A 21,375-nucleotide genomic window follows, 5' to 3' on the forward strand; every position below is an offset into this window, starting at 1 on the left:
GAATATGCCTTTTAGTGATGATGAACTAATTGAGCCTGTGAAAGCAAGTTTAGCTAAAACTATGCATATTTTAGAAAAAGATGGCGGTGGGCTTGATTTTTTAGGGATTAAAAATGGTGTTGTTTATGTGAAATTAACTGGGGCTTGCCATGGTTGTCCTTCAAGTGGAACGACTCTGAAATATGGCTTAGAAAAACAGCTTAAAATCGATATACACCCAGATATAACCATAATAAATTTAGCAGGCGGAGAAAGCGAATTTGCAAAATTATAAAAAAATAGCCATAGAGTGTTTTTATAACAAGGACTTTAAAAATGCTAAAATGTATTTTTCACTAGCATACCAAAAGCGTAAAAATAAAAGATTATTAACTTTTATAAATATTTGTGATTTAGCATTAAAAAGCCCTGAAGAAGCTTTTGTCTTTTTTGAATTTTTCTTGCAAAATTATAAAAATTCTAAAGTAGATAAAGACTTAGAAAAATTAATCAATCTTAGTCAAAGTGTGAAATTTGATGAAGAAAGTGAAGATTTTGATGGTTTAAGTTATCAGGATTTTTTACTCAGTGAAGAAAAAGTTGGGTTTAAACAAGCTTTAGAAAATGTTATAATATCTAATAAACTTATTATAAATGATAAAGAAGATTTTGTGGATTTTTTGGAAAAACTTTTAGAGTATGGTTATAAAGATATGCTTGTAGCTTATATGGAAGATGTTTCAGCACATTTTTATTCTAATTATAGATTTATCAAACTTAGCGAGAAAATCAAGGAATTAAAATATGATAGTAAAGATTGAAAATACTTTCATTTGCGATAATTCTAACGAATGTGAAAAAGGGTGTTTTTTTCTAAAAACTTCTCAAAATGAAAAATTTCTTAATCAAGCTTTGGAAAAAAAGGCAAAAATTATAAGTATAGACGAGTGTAAGAAATTTTTAAATATAGATGAAAATATTAAAATCATAGGCATTACTGGAACAAATGGTAAAACTACTACAGCAGGAGCGATTTATTCTATCTTGCTTGATTTAGGTTTTAAATGTGCTTTGATGGGAACTAGGGGTAGTTTTATAAATGATAAAAATATCACTCCAAAAGGCTTAACCACTGCACCTATTTTACAAACTTTAGAACTTTTATCTTTAGCAAGTAAGGAAAAATGTGAATTTTTGATTATGGAAGTAAGCTCGCATGCTTTAGTCCAAAATCGCATAGAAGGGCTTGAGTTTAAGGCTAAAATTTTTACTAATATCACTCAAGATCATTTAGATTTTCATAAGGATTTTCAAAACTATCAAGCAGCAAAAGAAAGCTTTTTTACTGATGAGTGTATGAAATTTATCAATAAAGATGCAAAAGCTATAAAATTTAATGTAAAAGGTGCTTTTACTTATGGAGTGGAAAATCCAAGCTATTATCATATAAAAGCTTATGCTTTAAAAAATGGCATAGAAGCTGTGGTAAATTTTGGCAAAGAAAGCTTTATGATAGATTCTTCTTTAGTAGGGCTTTTTAATCTTTATAATCTTTTAGCTGCAAGTGCTTGCGTGAATGAGCTTGTTAAGCCGAATTTAAAAGAACTTGAAAGAGCTATTAGTAATTTTGGTGGCATAGAAGGTAGAATGCAAATAGTTGCAAAAGATGTGATTGTGGATTTTGCTCATACACCAGATGGTATAGAAAAGGTTTTAGACGCTTTGAAATACCGTGATTTGATTGTAGTTTTTGGAGCAGGGGGAAATAGGGATAAAACCAAGCGTCCATTAATGGCAAAAATTGCTAAGCATTATGCTAAAAAACTTATTATCACAAGTGATAATCCGCGTTTTGAAGAACCTATGGATATTATAAATGATATTTTAAGTGGTATAGAAAAAGATGAAAATGTTTTCGTAGAATGTGATAGAAAAGAAGCTATAAAAAAAGCTTTAGAGTTTAAAAATAAAGATGAATTTGTCGTAATTTTAGGAAAAGGTGATGAAACTTATCAAGAAATTAAAGGAGTAAAATATCCTTTTAATGATAAAGAAGTAGTATTAGAGATATTAAAAGAAGGAAAATAAATGTTTGAAAATATGGATTTTTCTAAAATGGGTGAGCTTTTAACAAAAGCTCAAGAAAAAGCAAATGAATTAGAGCAAGAAGCTTTAAAAAAAGAATTTAGTGCAAAAAGTGGCGGTGGCTTAGTAAAAGTTAGTGCTAATGGAAAAGGCGAAATTATCGATATAAATATTGATGATTCTTTGTTAGAAGATAAAGAATCTATGCAAATTTTACTAATTGCTGCGATTAATGATGTGCTTAAAATGGTAGAGCAAAATAAAAAATCAATGGCTAGTAATTTATTTAGCGGAATGGGAATGATATGAGAATTTTACTTTGTATGATGGCAATAGCAGGAGCATTATTTGCAATTCCAAGACCAACTTTTAATGATTTTTTAGGTTGTTATGAAAAAAATAAGGCTAGTATGCTAATTTATGAGGGTTTGCCTGCTTTTGCATTAAATGAAAATACTTTAGCGGTAGTAAAAACTAAAAATGCAAAATTAAATAGCTATACAAAATATGATCCGTTTTTAAATTTGTATTTAGTAAAAACAGATTTTAGTTTAATCCCTGCTCCTATGGGAGATGAAGAAGAGCTAACACGCAATAGCTGGGTGGGAATTTTGGATAATAACCAAAGCTATATAGGGCATTTAAAATACTTTGGACAAAGCTTAACAGAGCGAGATCAGCTTGATTTTGCTTCTAAAATCGGAGAGCTTAATTCACCATGTTGTAAAATGCTTGGTATAACTTTAGAAGATGGTAAGCTTATAGGAAATCGTTATTTAAAACACTTTGCAAAATATCCTGATGTTTATTGGGGTGATATAGGTGTAGATTTTGATATGCGTGATGGTAAAATTTATGTAAAAAATGTGCGTAAAAACGGACAATTTTTGCTTAATGATGAGCTTGTGAGTGTAGATGGACAAGTTTATGATGATATAAGAAAATTAAATGAGAAAATTTTATTTGCTGATCGCGGTGCAACTTTATATTTTAATATGCTAAGAGACAATAAAGATATAAATATTTCTACAGCAGTTTTTGATAAAGATTTGGGTATATTTGCTAAGCCTAAAAAAGTAGTTCAAGCTAAACCAACTTCTTTTTATAGCAATCTAGGATTACGCGTAGATACGAAAATGAATGTTACGGAAGTTACTTCAAATTCTAAAGCGCAAATGGCTGGATTTATGAAAGGTGATAAGATTTTAAGAATCAATAATCAAAAAATCAATAATTTTAATGAGCTTCAGGCTGTATTAGCTCAAGCTAATACTTTTGATGTTTTAGTTTCAAGACAAGCAAGTAATATACCTTCGGCTAAAAATAATGATTTTGAGCATTTTAATAAAGGGTATTTTGACTTTTTCATAAGGCTTAATAAGTGATTTTAGAAAAATTTAAACAACATTTAAAGCAAAATTTCCCTAAGATACAAAGCTTTCATCCTTTTTTTAATGAGGCTTTAAAGTGGATGCTAGAAGCTGGCGGGAAACATTTTAGAGCACAACTTCTTTTAGGTATAGTCAATGCTAAAAATCCTGCTTTATTTAATCAAGCTTTAAATGTTGCATTAGCTTTAGAATTTATTCATACTTATTCTTTAATACATGATGATTTACCTGCTATGGATAATGCTTCTTTGCGCAGAGGAAAGCAAACTTTGCATAAAAAATACGATGAGACTACAGCTATTTTGGTAGGAGATGCTCTAAACACGCAAGCTTTTTTGCTACTTTCAAAACTTGATTTAAAAGAAAATGTTAGATTAAAACTCATAGAAACCTTAGCTTTTAATGCAGGACTTAATGGTATGATTATCGGTCAAGCTATTGATTGTTATTTTGAAGATAAACCATTAAATTTAGAACAAGTTGAGTTTTTGCATATACATAAAACCGCAAGATTAATAGCAGCTAGTTTAAAAATGGGTTGTGAAATTTGTGAGTTAAGCCAAGAAGATAGTGAAAAAATATACCAAATAGGATTAAAGTTAGGACTTATTTTTCAAATAAATGATGATATTATTGATGCGACTTTAGACACAAAAGAAGCAGGCAAGCCAACCCATAATGATTTGCATAAAAATTCTTTTGTGAATTTGCTTGGCTTAGAAGAGGCTATAAATTCAAAAAACCGCTTAAAAGCTGAGTGTGAGCAAAATTTGACTAGTGTAGATGAGGCGGTTGCAAAAACGATAAATGATTTAATAAGGCAATATCTTTAAGGGAATAAATGAATAAGCAAGATATAGAAGATTTAAAATTTAAAGACAAAATAAGAGAAAAAAAGCACACACTTTTTTATAGTCTTTTATTTTGGTGTATTGCTTTTGGATGGGGGATATATTTTTTCGAAAATCCTATGAATAGCAAGTATCCTTTTATCCCTTCTGTTTATCCGTATTATTCTCTTTATGTTTTTGCTATTTGCTATATTATTTTTGCTATTTTTTGGATAAAAATTCTTTATGATTTTAGCTTAAAAGTAGAATATTTTATTTGGTTTTTGGTTATTACTTTTTTGTGGGGCATACTGCAAAATGATATTTTATACATACGCATGGTAGATTATGATAAACATAGAGTTATCCTAAGTATTCTTAAAATGATTTTATTATTTTTTATGAGTGCAAGTTTTTGTTTATGGATAAGATATTTAGTGAAAATTAGCGAAAAGAAGTTTTTAAAATGTGTGCTTATAAGCTCTGCTGTATTGGCAATAATTGCATTTTTGTGTCTGTTTTATTTTAATAAAATTCCAACACTCTTATATCCATTAAGCTCAGGAATGGCTCATATGGTTTTATTTTATAGCTTGGCTTTATTGGTTCTTGCAATCGCTTTGGCAAATTTTGATTTTGTAAATATTATAAAAAGGAAAAAAATGGATAAAAAAATTCTACAAAAACAAGCAAACACTATAAGATTTTTATGTGCTGATATGATACAAAAGGCAAATAGTGGCCATCCGGGTGCTCCTATGGGTTTAGCTGATATTATGAGTGTATTAAGCACTCATTTAGTGCATAATCCAAAAGACCCAACTTGGTTAAATCGCGATAGATTAGTCTTTTCAGGGGGTCATGCTAGTGCTTTGCTTTATAGTTTTTTGCATTTAAGCGGTTATGATGTAAGTTTAGAAGATTTAAAAAATTTCCGTCAATTACACTCTAAAACCCCAGGTCATCCAGAAATTTTTACTCCAGGTGTTGAAATAGCTACAGGGCCTTTAGGACAAGGTATTGCAAATGCGGTTGGTTTTGCTATGGCTGCTAAAAAAGCAAGTTTGCTTTTGGGTGAGGATATTATCAATCATAAGGTATATTGTTTATGTGGTGATGGGGATTTGCAAGAAGGAATTTCTTATGAGGCTTGTTCTTTAGCAGGACTTCATAAGCTTGATAATTTAATCATCATTTATGATAGTAATAATATTTCTATTGAAGGTGATGTAAGCATTGCTTTTGATGAAAATATTAAAGAGCGTTTTAGAGCGCAAAATTTTGAAGTGCTTGAGATAGATGGGCATGATTTTGAACAAATTGATTTGGCGCTTAAAACAGCTAAAGAAAGCAAAAAGCCTTGTTTGATTATAGCTCATACTACGATAGCTAAAGGAGCTTTAGAGCTTGAGGGAAGTCATCATTCTCACGGAGCACCTTTGGGTGAAGAGCTTATCAAGAAAGCAAAAGAAGCTTTGGGCTTTGATCCACAAAAAACTTTTGAAATTGCTGAAGAAGTTAAAATTCGCTTTAGTGGAGCGATAGAACTTGGAGATTTAGCACAAGCTAAATGGCAAGATAAGGTAAATAAGCTTGATTTAGAAAAACAAGCTTTATTAAAAGAGCTTTTAGAGCCTGATTTTACCAAAATAGAATTTCCTGATTTTAAAGGTAAAGATTTAGCTACTAGAGATAGCAATGGTATGATTTTAAATGCTATAGCTAAGGCTTTACCAGGATTTTTAGGTGGAAGTGCGGATTTAGGTCCATCAAATAAAACAGAGCTTAAAGATATGGGTGATTTTCCAAATGGAAAAAATATCCATTATGGTATAAGAGAGCATGCAATGGCTGCTATATCAAACGCTTTTGCAAGATATGGTTTATTTTTGCCATTTTGTGCTACATTTTTTATATTTAGCGAGTATTTAAAACCTGCTGCAAGAATAGCAGCTTTGATGAAAATCAAACACTTTTTTATCTTTACTCATGATAGTATAGGTGTAGGTGAAGATGGTCCGACCCATCAACCTATAGAGCAACTTAGCACTTTTAGAGCTATGCCAAATTCATTGACATTTAGAGTAGCTGATGGAGTTGAAAATGTAAAAGCATGGCAAATAGCTTTAAAAACTTCTATGCCAAGTGTTTTTGTTTTATCACGCCAAAAACTTAGTGCTTTAAGTGAGCCAGTTTTTGGAGATGTTGAAAATGGAGCATATTTACTAGAAGAAAATGCAAATGCAAAATTCACACTTTTAGCAAGCGGTAGTGAAGTAGCATTATGCTTAAAAACAGCAAAAATTTTAAAAGAAAAAGACGTGAGTGTTAATGTAGTTTCTATGCCTTGTTATGAATTGTTTATCAAACAAGAAAAGGCTTATAAAGATAGAATTTTACAAGGTAAGGTTATAGGCGTAGAAGCTGCAAATTCAAATGAGCTTTATAGATTTTGTGATGAGCTTTATGGTATAGAGAGTTTTGGGGAAAGTGGTAAAGATAAAGATGTATTTGAGCATTTTGGATTTAGTGAAGAAAAATTAAGCTCATATGTTTTAAGTTTATGTAATGAAAAATAAAATCATCAAAGATGTTAAAAATCAAGAATGCATTTTTAGCGTCTTTGGTATATGGGATAAAACTAGCGTAGGAAAATTTGAAAAATTAGATTTTCCTACTCAAAAAAATATTATTTTTGATTTTGCAAATTTAGATTTCATAGATACTGCAGGGATTAGGTATTTTTTAGCTTTAGAAAATGAACTTCAGCAAAAAGATTATAAATTTAGCAGGATAAATCTTAAAAGCGAGCATGCTAAGCTTTTTGAACTTTGTCAAAAACATTATAAAGCTTATAGTTATACTCAAGAACATAAAAATAATTTAAAAGATTTTTTTGAAAATTTAGGCAAGAAAGTTGTAATTTCTTTTACACTTTTAGTGCAGTTTTTAAATTTCATAGGGCTTATTGTTTATACTTGTTTTAAAACACTTTTAAATCCTAAAAAACTTCGCTTTAGGGCATTTTTATACCATGTAGAAAATAGTGCTATTAATGCTTTGCCTATTATTATGCTTACTTCTTTGTTAGTAGGTGTGGTGCTTGCTTATCAAGCTGCTTATCAACTTGCACAATTTGGAGCTAATATTTATATAGTGGATTTAATGGGGATTTCTGCTACTAGAGAACTTGCGCCATTAATTAGTGCTATTGTTATTGCAGGTAGAAGTGCGAGTTCATATACAGCTCAAATTGGAGTGATGAAACTTACTGATGAAATAGATGCAATGAAAACTATGGGGTTTAAAGAAAGTGAATTTATCATTTTACCTAGAGTTTTAGCCTTGACTTTTGCTATGCCTTTAGTAGTTATAATAGCTGATATTTTGAGTGTTTTGGGTGGAATTATAGTTGCTTGGGTGAGTTTAGAAATTAATATGAGTGAATTTATGAGTCGATTTAAAGAAGCTGTGGAGTTAAAACATATCATTATAGGTCTTGTAAAAGCACCTATTTTTGGATTTTTGATAGCTTCTATTGCTTGTTTTAGAGGATTTTTCGTGCAAAAAACAACAGAAAGTATAGGTATTTATACGACAAAAAGTGTGGTAAATGCTATCTTTTGGGTGATAGCTTTTGATGCGATTTTTTCAGTATTTTTAACAAAGGCTGGATTTTGATCATAAAAGCAAAAAATATTAGCACTTATTTTGGAAGTAAATGTGTCCATGAAGATATTAGCTTTGAAATTGAAAACAATGAAATATTTGGTATTTTAGGTGGTAGCGGTAGCGGTAAATCTGTGCTTTTAAGACAAATGCTAATGCTTGAGCATTTTGACAATGGCGAGTATGAAATTTTAGGTAAAAAATTAAAAAATATTAGCGATGAAGATGCTTTGTTTTTACAAAAACAATGGGGAGTTGTTTTTCAATATGGAGCATTGTTTAGTTTTTTTAATATACTTGAAAATATCAGCATACCTTTGGTTGAATATACAAAGCTTAGTAAAAACGATATTAAAGAAATAGCGATGATGAAGCTTAAAATGGTAGGACTTGATGAGAGTGTGGCAAAGCTTTACCCTAGTGAGTTGAGTGGGGGTATGAAAAAAAGAGTGGCTATAGCTAGAGCTTTAGCACTTGATAGCAAATTGCTTTTTTTAGATGAACCAACTTCAGGTCTTGATCCTTATAGTTCAAGAGAATTTGATGAGTTGCTTTTGAGTTTAAAACAAAGTTTTAAATTATGTGTGATTTTAATTACTCATGATAAAGAAAGTATGAAAAATGTTTTAGATAGATTTTTGATAATAGAAAATAAAAAAGTTGGGTTTTTAGGAAATATTAATAGTTTAAAAATTCAAAATGAAAGATTATATGAAAGGTTTATGCAATAATGGAAAATAAGGCAAATTACATATTAATTGGGATTTTTGTTAGTGTATTATTTTTTATTAGTTTGTTTTTTATAGTTTGGTATGGTAATTTAAAAGATGAAAAATCTTTCAAATATTATGAAATTTTTATGGAAGAATCTGTTGCTGGACTTAGTGTAAAAGCACCTGTTAAGTTTTTAGGTGTTGATGTGGGAAGTGTTGAGCATATTGGTATTGATAATTTAAGTGATAAATTAAGAGTAAGAATTTTAGTAAAACTTGATTCTAATTTAGTGATAAAAACGGATACTTATGCAAGTTTGCAAATTCAGGGTATAACAGGATTTAAATTCATTCAGCTTGCTGGAGGTAGTGAAGAAGCTGAGGTGTTAAAAACTACAAATGATACTTATCCTATTATAAAATCAAAAGAAAGTTTTTTTGCTAGTATTGATAAACAAACAACTAATCTTTTAGATTTAATCACAAGTGCAAAAGAAAAATTAGAAAATTTACTAAGTGAAAAAAACCTAAAAAATATAGAACTCACACTACAAAATTCTTCACAATTTTTTACATATTTAAACACTCAAACACCTTTTTTATTAGAAAATTTAAACAATACTTCGCTCAAGATTTCTAAAAGCTCAAATGATTTATCATTATTTTTAAACCATGCAAATTCTGAATTAACAGAGTTAAGTAAAAGTAGAATACTTTTAAATGATAATTTGGATATTTTAAGAATTGTATTTTTAGATTTTTCACAATTGCTTGAAAAAATAAAACAAAACCCATCAAATTTAATTTATAAAGATAAAAAAATTCAATATGCTCCAGGAGAATAATATGAGAATATTATATTTTATATTTATTGCTTTGTTTTTTAATGCATGTTCTTTAGTAAGTCCTAATCAAACTTTACCCGCAAATAAATATTTTGATATAACATTAGAAAAAAATACTTCATATAAATCAAAGCAAACAAATTCTACTATAATAGTTGCTTTACCTAAAGGATTAACTTATACTAATGAAATTTTTTATAAAAAAGATGGTATTGTTAATGCTTATGCTTATCATTTTTGGAAAGAAAATCCTGCATTGATGATAAAAACTTTTATGGAATTTCATTTACAAAATTTAGGAATTTTTAAAGCAGTTTTAAATCAAGATAGTTTGGCTAGTTCTGATTATGTTTTAGAAAGTAAAGTGGATATTTTGGAACAAAATTTTAGTGATGAAGTGCATTCAAAAATAAAATTTGGTATTAATTTAAATTTAGTCCAAATAAGCACAAAAAAACCCTTAGCAAATAAGTATTTTTACTATGAAAAAGAATTAAATAGTAACAATCCTCAACTTTTAATCCAAAAATATGATGAGATATTTATTTTATTTGCTGATGATATGCAAAAATGGATAAGTAAAAATTTGGAATAAAAAATGCTTTTCCTTATCATAGCAATGATAAGGAAGGTGTATTATGAGAGATGAATTAGAAATTCTACAAAAACACTTAGGACAAGCAGGTTCTAGCATAGATGGTGCCAATTTAAAACACCAAACGCAAAAATTTAGTGAAGATATTACTGATGCTAATGATTTTGTCGGTGCTTTGCAGATTTTAGATTCTTCGTTGAAAAAAATTTCAAAGCTTTTGGAAGATAAAAACTACGAAGATATTCAAGATAAAGTATTAATCGCAAGTGAGAGTTTGAAAATAGTAGATAATTGCTCGTTTTTAGGTAATGCTTTATTTGATAATGATTATAATATAAATGTGAATTCAAAGGTTTTTATTTTCGAAATTTGTAATCCTTTAAAAATTTTAGAAACTAGTGATTATGAAGGTATGAAAGCCTATATAGAAGATAAAAGAGAAGAAATAGCTTCTATGCTTTCAGAACTTGCTGTAGCCATTGCTACATATAGTCCTAGTCAAAGTTTTGGTAGATCAAATTTTGACTATACGAATGATTTAGATTTTACTAAACTTTTTAAATAATACTAAAGGCTTAAAGCCTTTAGTATTATTTGATAACTCCACAAGCCATTCTAGCACCACCGCCACCAAGTGCTGCTGGATGATCGCTGTGATTATCTCCTCCAAAGTGAATCATTAAAGAATGGTTTTTCAATTCATCAAGAGTTTTGATTTTTGGTGCTAATACAGGGTTGATTGCTTTACCATCTTTTTCTACATAAAGTGGTGGTAAATCTCCTTTATGACCTTTATCATCCCATGGGCTTGAGTGTGCGTTTGTTTTTTCAGGATCCCAATGTCCTCCAGCTTTCAAACCCAAGCCTTTATCGGTTGCTCCACAATCTGCATTTTCATGAATGTGAAAACCATGAATTCCACTTTCTAAGCCTTCAAGATTTGGATAAAATGCTATTCCATAAGGAGTTTGCACTGCTACTACTTCTCCTGCATTTTTGTTGGCATTTTTATCAAGAATTTCCATTTTTATGATTAAATGATCTTTTTGTGCCTTTGGATCAAAATTTTCCAAATTTGCTCCAAATAAAAAACTTGATAACAATAATGAGCCTAATATAATTTTTCCCATTTTCTCTCCTTATTATTAAAAATTATTTTATTGTAACATATATTATTAGTTAAAAATTATTTTTTGTTATTAATTATAAAGTATAATAATCAAAAAACTTATAAAAAGATATTTATGTTAATATTTCCAAATGATTTGAAAAAAATTAGTAATAATGTTTTATTTACTCAGTTATTTTCGCTTTGTTATTATCAAAAAAATTCATCAATAACTACAAATCAAGAAGTATTGTTTAATGATTATGCTTTGGTTTTGATTTTAAAAGGAAGCAAAAAAATTTATTCTATAGATAATCAATTTATTATAGATAAAGATGAAATTGTATTTTTTTCAAAAAATTCTTTTTCTATAAGAGATTATGTAAATGATGATAATATTTACAAATCCATTATTTTATGTTTTAAAGAAAGCATTTTGGTAGAATTAATTTTTAAATATAAAGAGATAATTTTTAAATTAGATTCCTTGAAAAACAATAAAAATCTTTTTAAATTAAAAACTGATTTGATTACCAAAAGCATATTTGAATCTTTTATTCCTTGTATTAATTTTTCTCATAAAAATAATGAAAACTTGTTGAGATTGAAATTTGAGGAATTATTTTTATCTTTATTGTATAGCGAAGACAATATGGAATTTTTATCATTTTTAAAAACTATTTTGGGTGGGTTTAAATTGGAGTTATATAAAATGTTTGCGTATTGTCAAAATGATTTTGAAAATGTAGCTTCTATGGCTAAATTTAGTAAAATGGATATAGCAAGTTTTAGCCGTAATTTTAAACAAAGTTTTGGAATCAGTGCTAAAGAATGGCTTGATAATAAGCGTTTTGAAAAGGCTAAATTTTTACTTGAATTTTCTACAAAAAATATCACTCAAATTTGCACCGAATTAGGATTTAATTCACCAGCGTGGTTTATAGCAAGATATAAAAAAAGATATGGTATAACTCCAAAACAAGAGCAAAAATCAAAAAACTTATATTTTTTATCTTATAAATGATAGATTTATATTTTAAAATTTATTACAATTTGTAAAAAAAGAAAGGATAATTATGAAAAAAAGTATTTTAGCGTTATCAATTTTTGCATTTTGTAGTGCAAATGCTTTGGATATTCAAGAATTTAAAGGTTTTTCTCATCCAGAGAGTGTATATGTAGATGGGAATTTTGTTTATCTATCTAATGTAGGAAAGGAATTAGCTCCATTAAATAAAGATAATGATGGGTTTATTTCAAAATTAGATAAAAATGGAAAGGTTATAGAATTAGGATTTATTAAAAATCTTAATGCTCCAAAAGGAATGTCTAAAATAGGTGATATTTTATATGTAGTGGATATTGATATAGTGTATGGCTTTAATGTAAAAAATAAAAAAGAAGTATTTAAACTTCCTATAAAAAATGCAGTTTTTTTAAATGATATTGCAGTGTTAAATGAAGATATTTTATTAATAAGTGATACAGGTACTGGATATATCCATAAGGTATTTTTAAAAGACAAAAAGTATGAAAATTTTATACATTTAGATCCAAAATATGGTGGTCCTAATGGCTTGTTGTTAGATAAAAACACTTTATTTGTGGCAGGGTATGATCCAAGTGATAAGTTAGGTGGTAAAATCATCAGCATTGATTTAGATACAAATAAAATTCAAGAATTAAGTCAAAAAATAGAGCAGTTTGATGGTATAGTATTTGATAAAAATAAAAATATCTTAGTGTCAAGTTGGGGTAGAGATTTACAAGGGTATATTTATTCTTTAAAAGATGGCAAGGAAACTAAACTTGATTTAGATTCTATAAAAGGTCCTGCAGATATGTTTTTTGATGGTGAGTATTTGTGGATTCCAAAAATGGCGGAAAATGCTTTAATAAAAATAAAATTATAAGGACTTTTAAGCCTTTAGGCTTAAAAGTCAAACAACTCTCCTAGCCAACTTTCTTTTTTCTTATGTTTATAGCCATTATTATGATTATAGTTTGGTTGGCTATAGCTTTGATGGCTATAGCTTTGTTGAGTGCTTTGAGTATTTTGAGTAGCATTTCTTTCTATAATTTTATCAAGTTCGCCACGATCAAGCCAAACTCCACGACATTTTGGGCAATAATCAATCTCAACACCATTTCTTTCACTCATCATTAAAGCAGTATTTTCACAAACTGGACAATTCATCTTTTTCCTTTTATTAAAAAATTTTATAAAGTATATAGATTTAAGGTAAATTATGAGTTTAAATTCCAATCAATTATATCTTTATGCATAAAAGTTAAAATGTCGTTGGTTTTAGAAAAATGTTTGCAACCCAAAAAAGCATTTCTTGCTAAAGGGGAAGGATGTGCTGCTTCTAAAACATAATGTTTTCTTGTGTCAATTAGATTTTTTTTATTTTTTGCATAAGTTCCCCAAAGTAAAAATATTAAACCTTCTTTTTCTTGACTTAGTTTTGAAATGACCGCATCTGTGAAATTTTGCCATCCAAAATTTGCATGGGAGGCAGGTTTGTTAGCTTCCACACTCAAAATAGAATTTAAGAGTAAAACCCCTTGTTTTGCCCATTTGCTAAGATCTCCATGTTTTGCTATAGGGATATTTAAATCTTGTTGTAATTCTTTATAGATATTTAGTAAAGATGGTGGGATTTTAACCCCTATAGGCACACTAAAGCTAAGTCCCATAGCTTGGTTTGGGTTATGGTAAGGATCTTGACCTAAAATTATAATTTTTAAATCTTTTAAAGGAGTAAGGTTAAAAGCATTAAAAATTAAATTCGCTGGCGGGTATATGGTTTTGCCTTCATTTAAAGTTTTGATATATTTGACTTTTATGTCTAAAAAATATGATTTTAAAAATTCATCTTTTAAAAATTCTTTCCAATTATCATTGATTTTTATTTTTTCTAAAACAATTTCCATATATATCCTTACCAAGAAAGTATAAATTCGCTTCCTTTATCTTTCTCGCTTAGTATTTTAATGTTTATATTATTTTTATCTGCTATTTTTTTTACCAAATTTAAGCCTATACCAAAGCCACCTTGATCTTGATTAAAACGCTTATAGCGAGTAAAGATTTGGGCAATTTCTTTTTGACTCATTCCCTGACCTTCATCTTTAATACTTAGTGTTTTTTTATCTAATGTAATAGATATTTTTTTAAAAGCACTAGTATATTTTATAGCATTACTTAAAAGATTATCAAGCAATATTTGAATTTCTTCTTTATTAGCATAAAAAAATTGCTCTGAAAGATTTTTTTCTAAAATAAGATTTTTTTGTGTAATTAAAATTTCAAAGTATTCTAACCTTTGCTCAATTAATTCTTTTAAATCAATATTTGCTTTAATGTTGTCTTTTTGTATAAAAAAATTTAAGGCTATAAGATTTTGATAAATATGGTTTAAATTTTTGCTAGCTAATTTAATGTGATTTAATTTTTTTATGTTGCTTTGGTTTAAATTTGTATCATCAAATTTTTTTACACTAGCTAATATTACACTTAGTGGTGTGTTTATTTCATGAGTTGTATCTTTGATAAAATCATTTAATGTATTAAATTGTTCTTTTATATTTTTAAAAACAAGCAGTATTAATACATAAGCAATAAATGCAAGTAGAATAATGCAAATAAGAGCATAAAAAATCGTTTTTAATTTTAATTTCCATAGTTCGTTGGAAAAATCATTAATATTAATATTGTTATAGTTATCTTTGCTATATTGTTCTTTTTGAAAACCAAGATCATCTGTTTCTATGATAATATGAATATTTTTATGTCTTAAAAATTTAAAATAATGTCTAGGTTTTTTTATGTCATTACTATCTATATAAGCATCAAGATTTCGAACTCTTAGAAAATCTATAAATAATTTTTGATTTTTAGTATAAATAAAATCATTTTTTTTTAGTTGGTTTAAGATTCCAAAAGCATCAAAAGAAAGATTGCTAAATATGGTTTTATTATCTATGATAATAGCAAATGAAGTATTAAGTTTGTTAGAAATATCAGCAAAGTTGATTTTTTCTAGCGGAATTTGATTATGTCTTGATTCTATGATATTTTGTAAAATATAATTATGATGAGTGTATATATGTGTGAGTTGATTTAAGCGAATATAGCTTGCTTCTTTTTGATAAAAAGTTACAAAAAATATGGTTAGAAAAAAACTACTAGTGATGATATAAAGTGCTAGAATTTTGAAAATAGTATTATTAAAATTTTCACTTTTCATCTTCTAGCCTAACAGCATAACCTATATTTCTTTGATTAGCGATAATATCTTTCCCTAAAATTTTTCTTAGATTTTTTATATAAACTCTAAGACTCATAATGGTTGGTTCTTCATCAAAAGTCCAAATTTCATCAAAAATTTTCTCAAGGCTTACAAAATGAGGACGATTTTTTAAAAGTAACGCTAAAAGATCTTTTTCTTTATTTGTTAAATCAATAATTTTTTTATTTTGATAAAGAGTTTTATTAATAGGATCAAAAGAAATATTTTTTGAAGAATTTAGCGAAATTAATTCTTCTTTTTGATGGTTAAAATTTCTTTTTATAATATTTTTAACTCGTATAATCAGCTCGTCTATGTCAAATGGCTTTTTAATATAATCATCACAACCTACTAAAAATCCTTGTTTTACATCATCAAGCATAGATAAAGAAGTTAAAAATATAGCAGGAGTGCTTTTTGCACTTTCTCTTAGTTCCTTTAAGACTTCAAAACCATTTCCTTTTGGAACTTTTACATCAAAAATCCAAAGATCAAAATTTTTTTCATATGCTTTTTCTAAAGTTTCTTGTGCATCATACACACAAGAAACTTCAAAACCTTCATCTTCTAAGGCATCTTTGATGATTTCATTTAAACTTAAATCATCTTCTAAAAGTAAAATTCTAGCAGACATTTTACCTCATTGGGCAATCATATGGTTGTGTTTGAGAGTGATATCCTCTATGATGCATACCTTTAGAATAGCCTCTATGGTGTAGATTAAGCTCTCTTATTTCTTTGCCATTCATTTTATCGGTTATATTTTGCATATTTTGTTGTACAATAACTCTTCTTTGACTTCTTTCTTGCGGAGTTAATTTAGAAACATTTTCTCTTAGGTTGTTTCTAAATTGGTAATGATATTCTTGAGCGTCATTGTATTTCATTTCATTCATTCTCTTACGCATTTCTATCATTAAATCTGCTTGATCTTGTGCTGAAACACTTTTTGCTAGATTTAAAATCTCATCATTGCTTTTTTTTGAAAAATCAGCACCTAAAGCTAAAGTAGCAGCCAAAGAACTTATGATAAATAAACTTATAGTTTTTTTCATTTTTTCTCCTTTAAATAAATGATAAGGAATTATAAAGCTTCAAAATAAAGCAAAAATGAAATTTTATTGACATTCAAAAATTATATCAGCTTTTAAAATTTGCCTTTCATTTTTAACAATAGGCAAAACAACTCTATCTGCTGCTACAGCTAAATTCGAACTAAAAAATTTTGCATTGTTTCCATCAAAATAAATATTTTTTATTTTGCAAGTTTTTGCTAATACTTTAGAGTAGTGTTGTGCTTTTTCATCTGCTTTATTTAATGCTAAATCATAGAGAATTTCTTTATTGTTTTCTAAAGTAACTTCGTCAAAACTTGCTTGTAATGCTTTGGTATTAAAAGTAATTAAAGTGTTTGTTGAAGCAATATTTTCTATATCTTTAAGCAATTGTTCATATTTTTTACTTTGATCTTGTGAAAATTGACAAGTAAAATTAGAATATAATTTATAACCATTAAGAACTTTTTGTCCTTGGTAGTAATTATAGTTTGGTTGTAGTGTATAACTACCACCTTTGCAAAAATCCTCTTTTGATATACGCTCTGAAATTTCTTTAAATGTTTTAGCTATTTGATTTTTTTCTTCTTGCGAGATTGTAGTTTTTTCACTAAGCTCATCACTAGCACTAAAATCTAATATAGCATTGTAAATATTTGGAGTAAGTTCATTAAAAACTTCTATGCTTCTTGAGAATTCAAACCCTTGCTTTTGATTTTTTAAACCTAGAAATTCGGTATTAAAAATAACGCCTAATATAAATAAAAACAAACATAACAGACCTAATCCTAGTCCTTTTAAAAAACTTTTCATCATTGTTTCCTTTTTAAAATATTTTTTTAATTTTAGCACAAAGCTTTTAAGAATTGATTGTATAATTTTTCAAAAAATAAAGACAGGCTAATGTATCAAATTCATCAAAATATTTTAAAATGGTATAGTATAAATGGTAGAAAGAATTTACCTTGGCGTATCTTGCATGATAAATATAAAAAATATGGCAGTGAAAATGATTTAAGAAGATTAAAAGATATTGATATTGCTTATGGGGTTTATGTTAGTGAGATTATGTTGCAACAAACTCAAGTTAAGAGTGTTTTACAAAATTATTATTTTCAATTTTTATCTAAATTTCCTTCCTTGCAAATACTTTCTATGGCAAATGAAGATGAAGTTTTAAAAGCTTGGCAAGGACTTGGATATTATACAAGAGCTAGAAATTTACATAAAAGTGCAAAAATTTGTGTGCAAAAATTTAATGCAAAATTACCTTATGATATAAAAGAGCTTAAAATGCTTCCTGGTATTGGAGAATACACAGCAGGTGCTATAGCTTGTTTTGGGTTTTTACAAGCTAAAGCTTTTGTAGATGCAAATATCAAAAGAGTTTTAAGTAGATTTTTTAGTTTGCAAAATCCAAATTCTAAACTTTTAATGCAAAAAGCAAATGAATTTTTAAACTATAATAATGCATTTGAACATAATCAAGCATTGCTAGACATAGGAGCTTTAGTATGTCTTCCTAAAAATGCAAAATGCAATTTTTGTCCTTTAGTAAAACATTGTAGTGGTAAGAATGAATATGAGAAATTTCATATTCGAAAAAAAATTCAATATGAAAATATTGTTTTAAAAATACTTATAGTGCAAAAAAATAATAAATTGTTATTTGTAAAAAGCAAAGAAAAGCTATATTTTAATTTGTATAATTTTTTAGAATATAAAAATGAAAAAAACGCAATATATATTGGAGAATTTAAACATTCTTATACTAAATATAAAATTGTTGCTAAAGTGTATTTTTTAAAAAATGATTATTTTAAAGATAACGATGAACACAAAGCTTTATCCTATGAACAACTAGAACATAATGCTTTATCTAAATTAACACTAAAAGCCTTAGAGCTTTTAAAAAAGAGTGTTTATTATGCAATTTGAGAAAATTTATATTGAATTAAGTGATATTTGTGGTTTAAAATGTGATTTTTGCCCCACTCAAAAAGCTCAAAGAAAATCTATGAGTCTTGAAAATTTTGAAAAAATTTGCAAAAGCATACATAAAAATGCAAAGATTTTTACTTTTCATGTGCTTGGAGATCCTTTAAGAATTTTAAATTTAAAAGAATATCTAGATATAGCATTAAAATATAATATGCAAATAGAACTTACCTCAAGTGGATTTTATTTTGATAATGAGAAAATAAATCTAGTGTTAAACTATAAAAATATACATCAGATTAATATATCTTTAGGGGCTTTTTTATCACAAAGTAGAGTGGATTTAAGTGAGTATTTTAACCCTATTTTAAAATTAATTTTTTTGCATTTAGAAAAGAAAAACAATTCTTTTATTAATCTAAGACTTTGGAATTTAGATAAAAATTTCACACCACCATCCGAAAATGAAAAAATATATAAATTTTTAGAGCAAGTTTTTAAAGTAAAAATTCAAACACAAAAAATAAAAAACCGCTTAGAAAGGCATATTATCTTGCATCAGGCTAAACTTTTTAAATGGCCTTCTTTAAAAGATGAGGTTATTAGAGAAAAAGGATATTGTTATGCTTTAAATGGGCAAATTGCTATTTTGAGTGATGGGAGTTTAGTGCCTTGCTGTTTAGATGCCAAAGCAGATATGAAACTTGGAAATTGTTTTGAAAAAGATTTTAATGAACTTTTAAAATCTCCTTTATATATAGAGTTAAAAGAAGGTTTCAAACAAGGAATTTTAAAAGCTGAGCTTTGCAAAAGATGTAATTTTTTGAATTTAAAATCTTAAATCAATATTTTTAACTTCATTTTCTTGTTGATTGTTATATTCGATTTCTTCTTCATCTATGATATTATCTTTTGCATACTTAAATAATTCATCGGTAATTTTCGTAGCTATACCTCTAAGTGCTTTTTGTTTGCTAAATTCACTTGTAGAAGTCATTTTGTATTCTAGGATATTAGTTGTTATAGGTTGCATTGTGCTAAAATCTATTAGATTATATTCAATGTTGATTTTATATACTTGAGTATCGGTTTCTTCTTGGATTTGTTCTATATTTGGATTTAAAATAAGCAAAAAATTTGCTCCTAAAGTAGCATAAGTATTGATGATTTCATCATTATTTGTATTATTTTCAAGTAAAATATTTCTTTCTTGATTGTAAATTTTTAGATGATTTTTATCTAAAATTTTAAATTTTTTACCTTGTAATAAAACACTTAATAATTCTTGTTCAAATTTAGATGATAAATTATTTTTTATTTTATTCACAATTATTAATGAGCTTTTATCTTCAAAATTTTTTTCACTATAAAGTTTTTTATATACAACAATTTTAGCGTGATATTCATTTGTGTTTGTTTGAGTTAGAGATCGGATTTCATAGCTATTAAAAATTCCATTACTTACAACATCAATTTCTTCTTCATAGCCCATATCAAAATTTCCATTAAATGTAAAATCAAATTTTGCTAATTTTACTTGTCTTAAATTATCTATTTTTTTTAGTGCATCATTAATTGCATTTTTTATAGCTTCATTTCTTGAAATACCAAAACCCTCACCTTCGCTTTTTTTATTTAGCGTATCTTGTGCTTGAGCAATATAAAGTAAGATAAATAAAATAAAAATCTTTTTTATCATTTTTATCCTCGAATTTGTATTTGTTTTTTACTATTTTATTATATGTTGAGAAAATAAATGCATATTTTCTATAAATTTAAAAAATTAAGCTATAATTTATATTTTAGAGAGGTGTCCGAGTGGTTGAAGGAGCACGCCTGGAACGCGTGTGTGGGGCAACTCACCGAGGGTTCGAATCCCTTCCTCTCTGCCATTATGCACTTTTGTTATACTGACTCCCTATATAATCTTGTGAAGAATTTTGTGTATATGATTTTATAGCTTGTGAGTTTGTATTGTATTCTTTGTCATTTTCATTTGTATCTTTTTCATTTTGAGCTTTTAATTCTTCTGCTTTTTTCTTAGCCTGCTCTATGCGTGATTCATTTTGCATTTGCATAGCATTGGCTGCAACTTTATAATCTTGCGGACTAGGATCAGCTGGTGCCATTGCAGCAGCAATTATTTGCATAGCATTAGCTATAGTTTCTTCTGGAGTATTTCCTTTTTGCATTTTTATAGGAACTTCTCCTTCGATTGCATACATTCTATTATCAGGACCTCTTGTATAGCCATAACTAGCACCACCAGCTAAGGCACCACCAGCGGCCATATGAGCTGCTTCATGGGCTTTTACTTCTCTATCTATTTTTTCGAGTTCTCTAACTTGTCTTACTTCTTCTTCGCTTAATTCTTTACCATTAACTTTTTGGGTCTTTTCTTCATTGTTATTTTTTTTATCTTCTGTGGAATTTTGGATTTCAGAATTTGTATTTTCCTGATTGTTTTCTTTTTCTTTATTTTTGTAAGGATTTTGTATATATAAAACACTATTGTAATTTGAGTTAATTTGCATTAAAACCCTTTTTTAATATTATTTTATATTTGTATCACAAAAAACTTAAAAAGTCTATAAATTTTTATAAACTTAATTTTTATAAAAAGTTAAGCAAAATAAAGTATAATTTCAATTCTTTGGTATTTATGTCAGGGTAGCTCAGCTGGCTAGAGCGCTGGTCTCATAAGCCGGAGGTCGGGAGTTCAAGTCTCCCCCTTGACACCATTGGTGTTTTATTACTTCTTCTCATTAGGTTTTAAGTAGTATAAGTATGTGATATTAGTATCATGATTTTAATATTTCTTGCAATGGTTTCAAATTTTCTTGATAAATTTTCATCTATTATAATTTTTTAG

General features: G+C 27.6%; 25 protein-coding genes and 2 tRNA genes. 18 read left to right on the forward strand and 9 right to left on the reverse strand.

Features of this window, described 5'->3' with window-relative positions:
* The first annotated feature begins 4 nt into the window (after window positions 1-4).
* The 12 genes from CARM_RS00410 (at window position 5) to CARM_RS00465 (ending at window position 10,672) form a co-directional block, all read left to right on the forward strand.
* Window positions 5-274 (forward strand): NifU family protein, encoded by a 270-nt coding sequence (locus CARM_RS00410; RefSeq protein WP_139426397.1) that lies wholly within the window; start codon window positions 5-7, stop codon window positions 272-274.
* On the forward strand, window positions 261-800 hold the full coding sequence (locus CARM_RS00415) for a histidine kinase (RefSeq protein ID WP_139426311.1): 540 nt from the start codon (window positions 261-263) through the stop codon (window positions 798-800). Before CARM_RS00410 ends, CARM_RS00415 begins: the two co-directional genes overlap by 14 nt.
* Window positions 784-2,067 carry a UDP-N-acetylmuramoyl-L-alanyl-D-glutamate--2,6-diaminopimelate ligase gene (locus CARM_RS00420; protein WP_139426308.1) on the forward strand — a complete coding sequence of 428 codons (1,284 nt, stop codon included), beginning with the start codon at window positions 784-786 and terminating at the stop codon, window positions 2,065-2,067. Before CARM_RS00415 ends, CARM_RS00420 begins: the two co-directional genes overlap by 17 nt.
* Window positions 2,068-2,373: a YbaB/EbfC family nucleoid-associated protein gene (locus CARM_RS00425; RefSeq protein WP_139426305.1), complete on the forward strand. Its 306-nt coding sequence runs from the start codon at window positions 2,068-2,070 to the stop codon at window positions 2,371-2,373.
* On the forward strand, window positions 2,370-3,449 hold the full coding sequence (locus CARM_RS00430) for a DUF7488 domain-containing protein (RefSeq protein ID WP_139426302.1): 1,080 nt from the start codon (window positions 2,370-2,372) through the stop codon (window positions 3,447-3,449). The genes CARM_RS00425 and CARM_RS00430 overlap by 4 nt, the downstream gene beginning before the upstream one ends.
* Window positions 3,449-4,288 carry a polyprenyl synthetase family protein gene (locus tag CARM_RS00435; protein WP_139426395.1) on the forward strand — a complete coding sequence of 280 codons (840 nt, stop codon included), beginning with the start codon at window positions 3,449-3,451 and terminating at the stop codon, window positions 4,286-4,288. The genes CARM_RS00430 and CARM_RS00435 overlap by 1 nt, the downstream gene beginning before the upstream one ends.
* Before the next feature lie 659 nt (window positions 4,289-4,947).
* On the forward strand, window positions 4,948-6,864 hold the full coding sequence (gene tkt, locus CARM_RS00440; protein ID WP_139426393.1) for a transketolase: 1,917 nt from the start codon (window positions 4,948-4,950) through the stop codon (window positions 6,862-6,864).
* A 1-nt stretch (window position 6,865) separates the two neighbouring features.
* A complete protein-coding gene (locus CARM_RS00445; protein WP_412842206.1) occupies window positions 6,866-7,966 on the forward strand; it encodes an MlaE family lipid ABC transporter permease subunit in 1,101 nt (366 codons plus the stop codon).
* Complete coding sequence (locus CARM_RS00450; RefSeq protein WP_139426298.1) at window positions 7,963-8,685, forward strand: ABC transporter ATP-binding protein; 723 nt, start codon at window positions 7,963-7,965, stop codon at window positions 8,683-8,685. Before CARM_RS00445 ends, CARM_RS00450 begins: the two co-directional genes overlap by 4 nt.
* Window positions 8,685-9,512, forward strand: coding sequence for an MlaD family protein (locus CARM_RS00455; protein WP_139426296.1), 828 nt, complete (start codon window positions 8,685-8,687; stop codon window positions 9,510-9,512). Before CARM_RS00450 ends, CARM_RS00455 begins: the two co-directional genes overlap by 1 nt.
* Before the next feature lies 1 nt (window position 9,513).
* The gene (locus CARM_RS00460; protein ID WP_139426294.1) at window positions 9,514-10,107 is read left to right on the forward strand and encodes an ABC-type transport auxiliary lipoprotein family protein; all 594 of its coding nucleotides are present in this window, start codon (window positions 9,514-9,516) and stop codon (window positions 10,105-10,107) included.
* Window positions 10,108-10,150: 43 nt separating this feature from the next.
* On the forward strand, window positions 10,151-10,672 hold the full coding sequence (locus CARM_RS00465; RefSeq protein ID WP_139426291.1) for a flagellar FLiS export co-chaperone: 522 nt from the start codon (window positions 10,151-10,153) through the stop codon (window positions 10,670-10,672).
* 25 nt (window positions 10,673-10,697) lie between these two features.
* On the opposite strand, the gene CARM_RS00470 is transcribed toward CARM_RS00465, so the two are convergent.
* Entirely contained in the window at window positions 10,698-11,237 is a 540-nt protein-coding gene (locus CARM_RS00470) for a superoxide dismutase family protein (protein ID WP_139426289.1), read from the reverse strand.
* A 114-nt stretch (window positions 11,238-11,351) separates the two neighbouring features.
* Here CARM_RS00470 and CARM_RS00475 point away from each other — a divergent pair, with 114 nt between their 5' ends.
* Together CARM_RS00475 and CARM_RS00480 are read left to right on the forward strand one after the other, a co-directional pair.
* Window positions 11,352-12,239 carry a helix-turn-helix domain-containing protein gene (locus CARM_RS00475; RefSeq protein WP_139426287.1) on the forward strand — a complete coding sequence of 296 codons (888 nt, stop codon included), beginning with the start codon at window positions 11,352-11,354 and terminating at the stop codon, window positions 12,237-12,239.
* Window positions 12,240-12,291: 52 nt separating this feature from the next.
* A complete protein-coding gene (locus CARM_RS00480) occupies window positions 12,292-13,128 on the forward strand; it encodes an NHL repeat-containing protein (protein WP_139426285.1) in 837 nt (278 codons plus the stop codon).
* Between the two features lie 20 nt (window positions 13,129-13,148).
* On the opposite strand, the gene CARM_RS00485 is transcribed toward CARM_RS00480, so the two are convergent.
* From CARM_RS00485 to CARM_RS00510, 6 genes are all read right to left on the reverse strand, one after another.
* Window positions 13,149-13,412 carry a TFIIB-type zinc ribbon-containing protein gene (locus CARM_RS00485; protein WP_139426283.1) on the reverse strand — a complete coding sequence of 88 codons (264 nt, stop codon included), beginning with the start codon at window positions 13,410-13,412 and terminating at the stop codon, window positions 13,149-13,151.
* Window positions 13,413-13,462: 50 nt separating this feature from the next.
* Window positions 13,463-14,152: a uracil-DNA glycosylase gene (gene ung / locus CARM_RS00490; RefSeq protein WP_139426281.1), complete on the reverse strand. Its 690-nt coding sequence runs from the start codon at window positions 14,150-14,152 to the stop codon at window positions 13,463-13,465.
* A gap of 8 nt (window positions 14,153-14,160) precedes the next feature.
* On the reverse strand, window positions 14,161-15,468 hold the full coding sequence (locus CARM_RS00495) for a sensor histidine kinase (protein WP_139426279.1): 1,308 nt from the start codon (window positions 15,466-15,468) through the stop codon (window positions 14,161-14,163).
* Window positions 15,458-16,144, reverse strand: coding sequence for a response regulator transcription factor (locus CARM_RS00500; protein WP_139426276.1), 687 nt, complete (start codon window positions 16,142-16,144; stop codon window positions 15,458-15,460). Before CARM_RS00500 ends, CARM_RS00495 begins: the two co-directional genes overlap by 11 nt.
* Before the next feature lies 1 nt (window position 16,145).
* Window positions 16,146-16,565: a DUF1104 domain-containing protein gene (locus tag CARM_RS00505; protein ID WP_139426274.1), complete on the reverse strand. Its 420-nt coding sequence runs from the start codon at window positions 16,563-16,565 to the stop codon at window positions 16,146-16,148.
* Between the two features lie 63 nt (window positions 16,566-16,628).
* A complete protein-coding gene (locus CARM_RS00510; protein ID WP_161593808.1) occupies window positions 16,629-17,378 on the reverse strand; it encodes an SIMPL domain-containing protein in 750 nt (249 codons plus the stop codon).
* Window positions 17,379-17,468: 90 nt separating this feature from the next.
* Here CARM_RS00510 and mutY point away from each other — a divergent pair, with 90 nt between their 5' ends.
* Together mutY and CARM_RS00520 are read left to right on the forward strand one after the other, a co-directional pair.
* On the forward strand, window positions 17,469-18,503 hold the full coding sequence (mutY, locus tag CARM_RS00515) for an A/G-specific adenine glycosylase (protein ID WP_139426270.1): 1,035 nt from the start codon (window positions 17,469-17,471) through the stop codon (window positions 18,501-18,503).
* On the forward strand, window positions 18,493-19,344 hold the full coding sequence (locus tag CARM_RS00520; protein WP_139426268.1) for a radical SAM/SPASM domain-containing protein: 852 nt from the start codon (window positions 18,493-18,495) through the stop codon (window positions 19,342-19,344). Before mutY ends, CARM_RS00520 begins: the two co-directional genes overlap by 11 nt.
* Here the strand turns inward: CARM_RS00520 and CARM_RS00525 are convergent.
* Window positions 19,333-20,202, reverse strand: coding sequence for a hypothetical protein (locus tag CARM_RS00525; protein ID WP_139426266.1), 870 nt, complete (start codon window positions 20,200-20,202; stop codon window positions 19,333-19,335). The two genes, CARM_RS00520 and CARM_RS00525, sit on opposite strands and share 12 nt — an antisense overlap.
* Before the next feature lie 105 nt (window positions 20,203-20,307).
* On the opposite strand from CARM_RS00525, the gene CARM_RS00530 reads away from it, so the two are divergent.
* Window positions 20,308-20,395: transfer RNA gene (locus tag CARM_RS00530), tRNA-Ser, on the forward strand.
* Here the strand turns inward: CARM_RS00530 and CARM_RS00535 are convergent.
* Complete coding sequence (locus tag CARM_RS00535; protein ID WP_139426264.1) at window positions 20,396-21,037, reverse strand: putative metalloprotease CJM1_0395 family protein; 642 nt, start codon at window positions 21,035-21,037, stop codon at window positions 20,396-20,398.
* Window positions 21,038-21,167: 130 nt separating this feature from the next.
* Here CARM_RS00535 and CARM_RS00540 point away from each other — a divergent pair.
* Window positions 21,168-21,244 (forward strand) — tRNA-Met (locus CARM_RS00540).
* Window positions 21,245-21,375: the final 131 nt, after the last annotated feature.

The sequence above is a fragment of the Campylobacter armoricus genome, from assembly GCF_013372105.1.
In the GTDB taxonomy this organism is placed as follows: domain Bacteria; phylum Campylobacterota; class Campylobacteria; order Campylobacterales; family Campylobacteraceae; genus Campylobacter_D; species Campylobacter_D armoricus.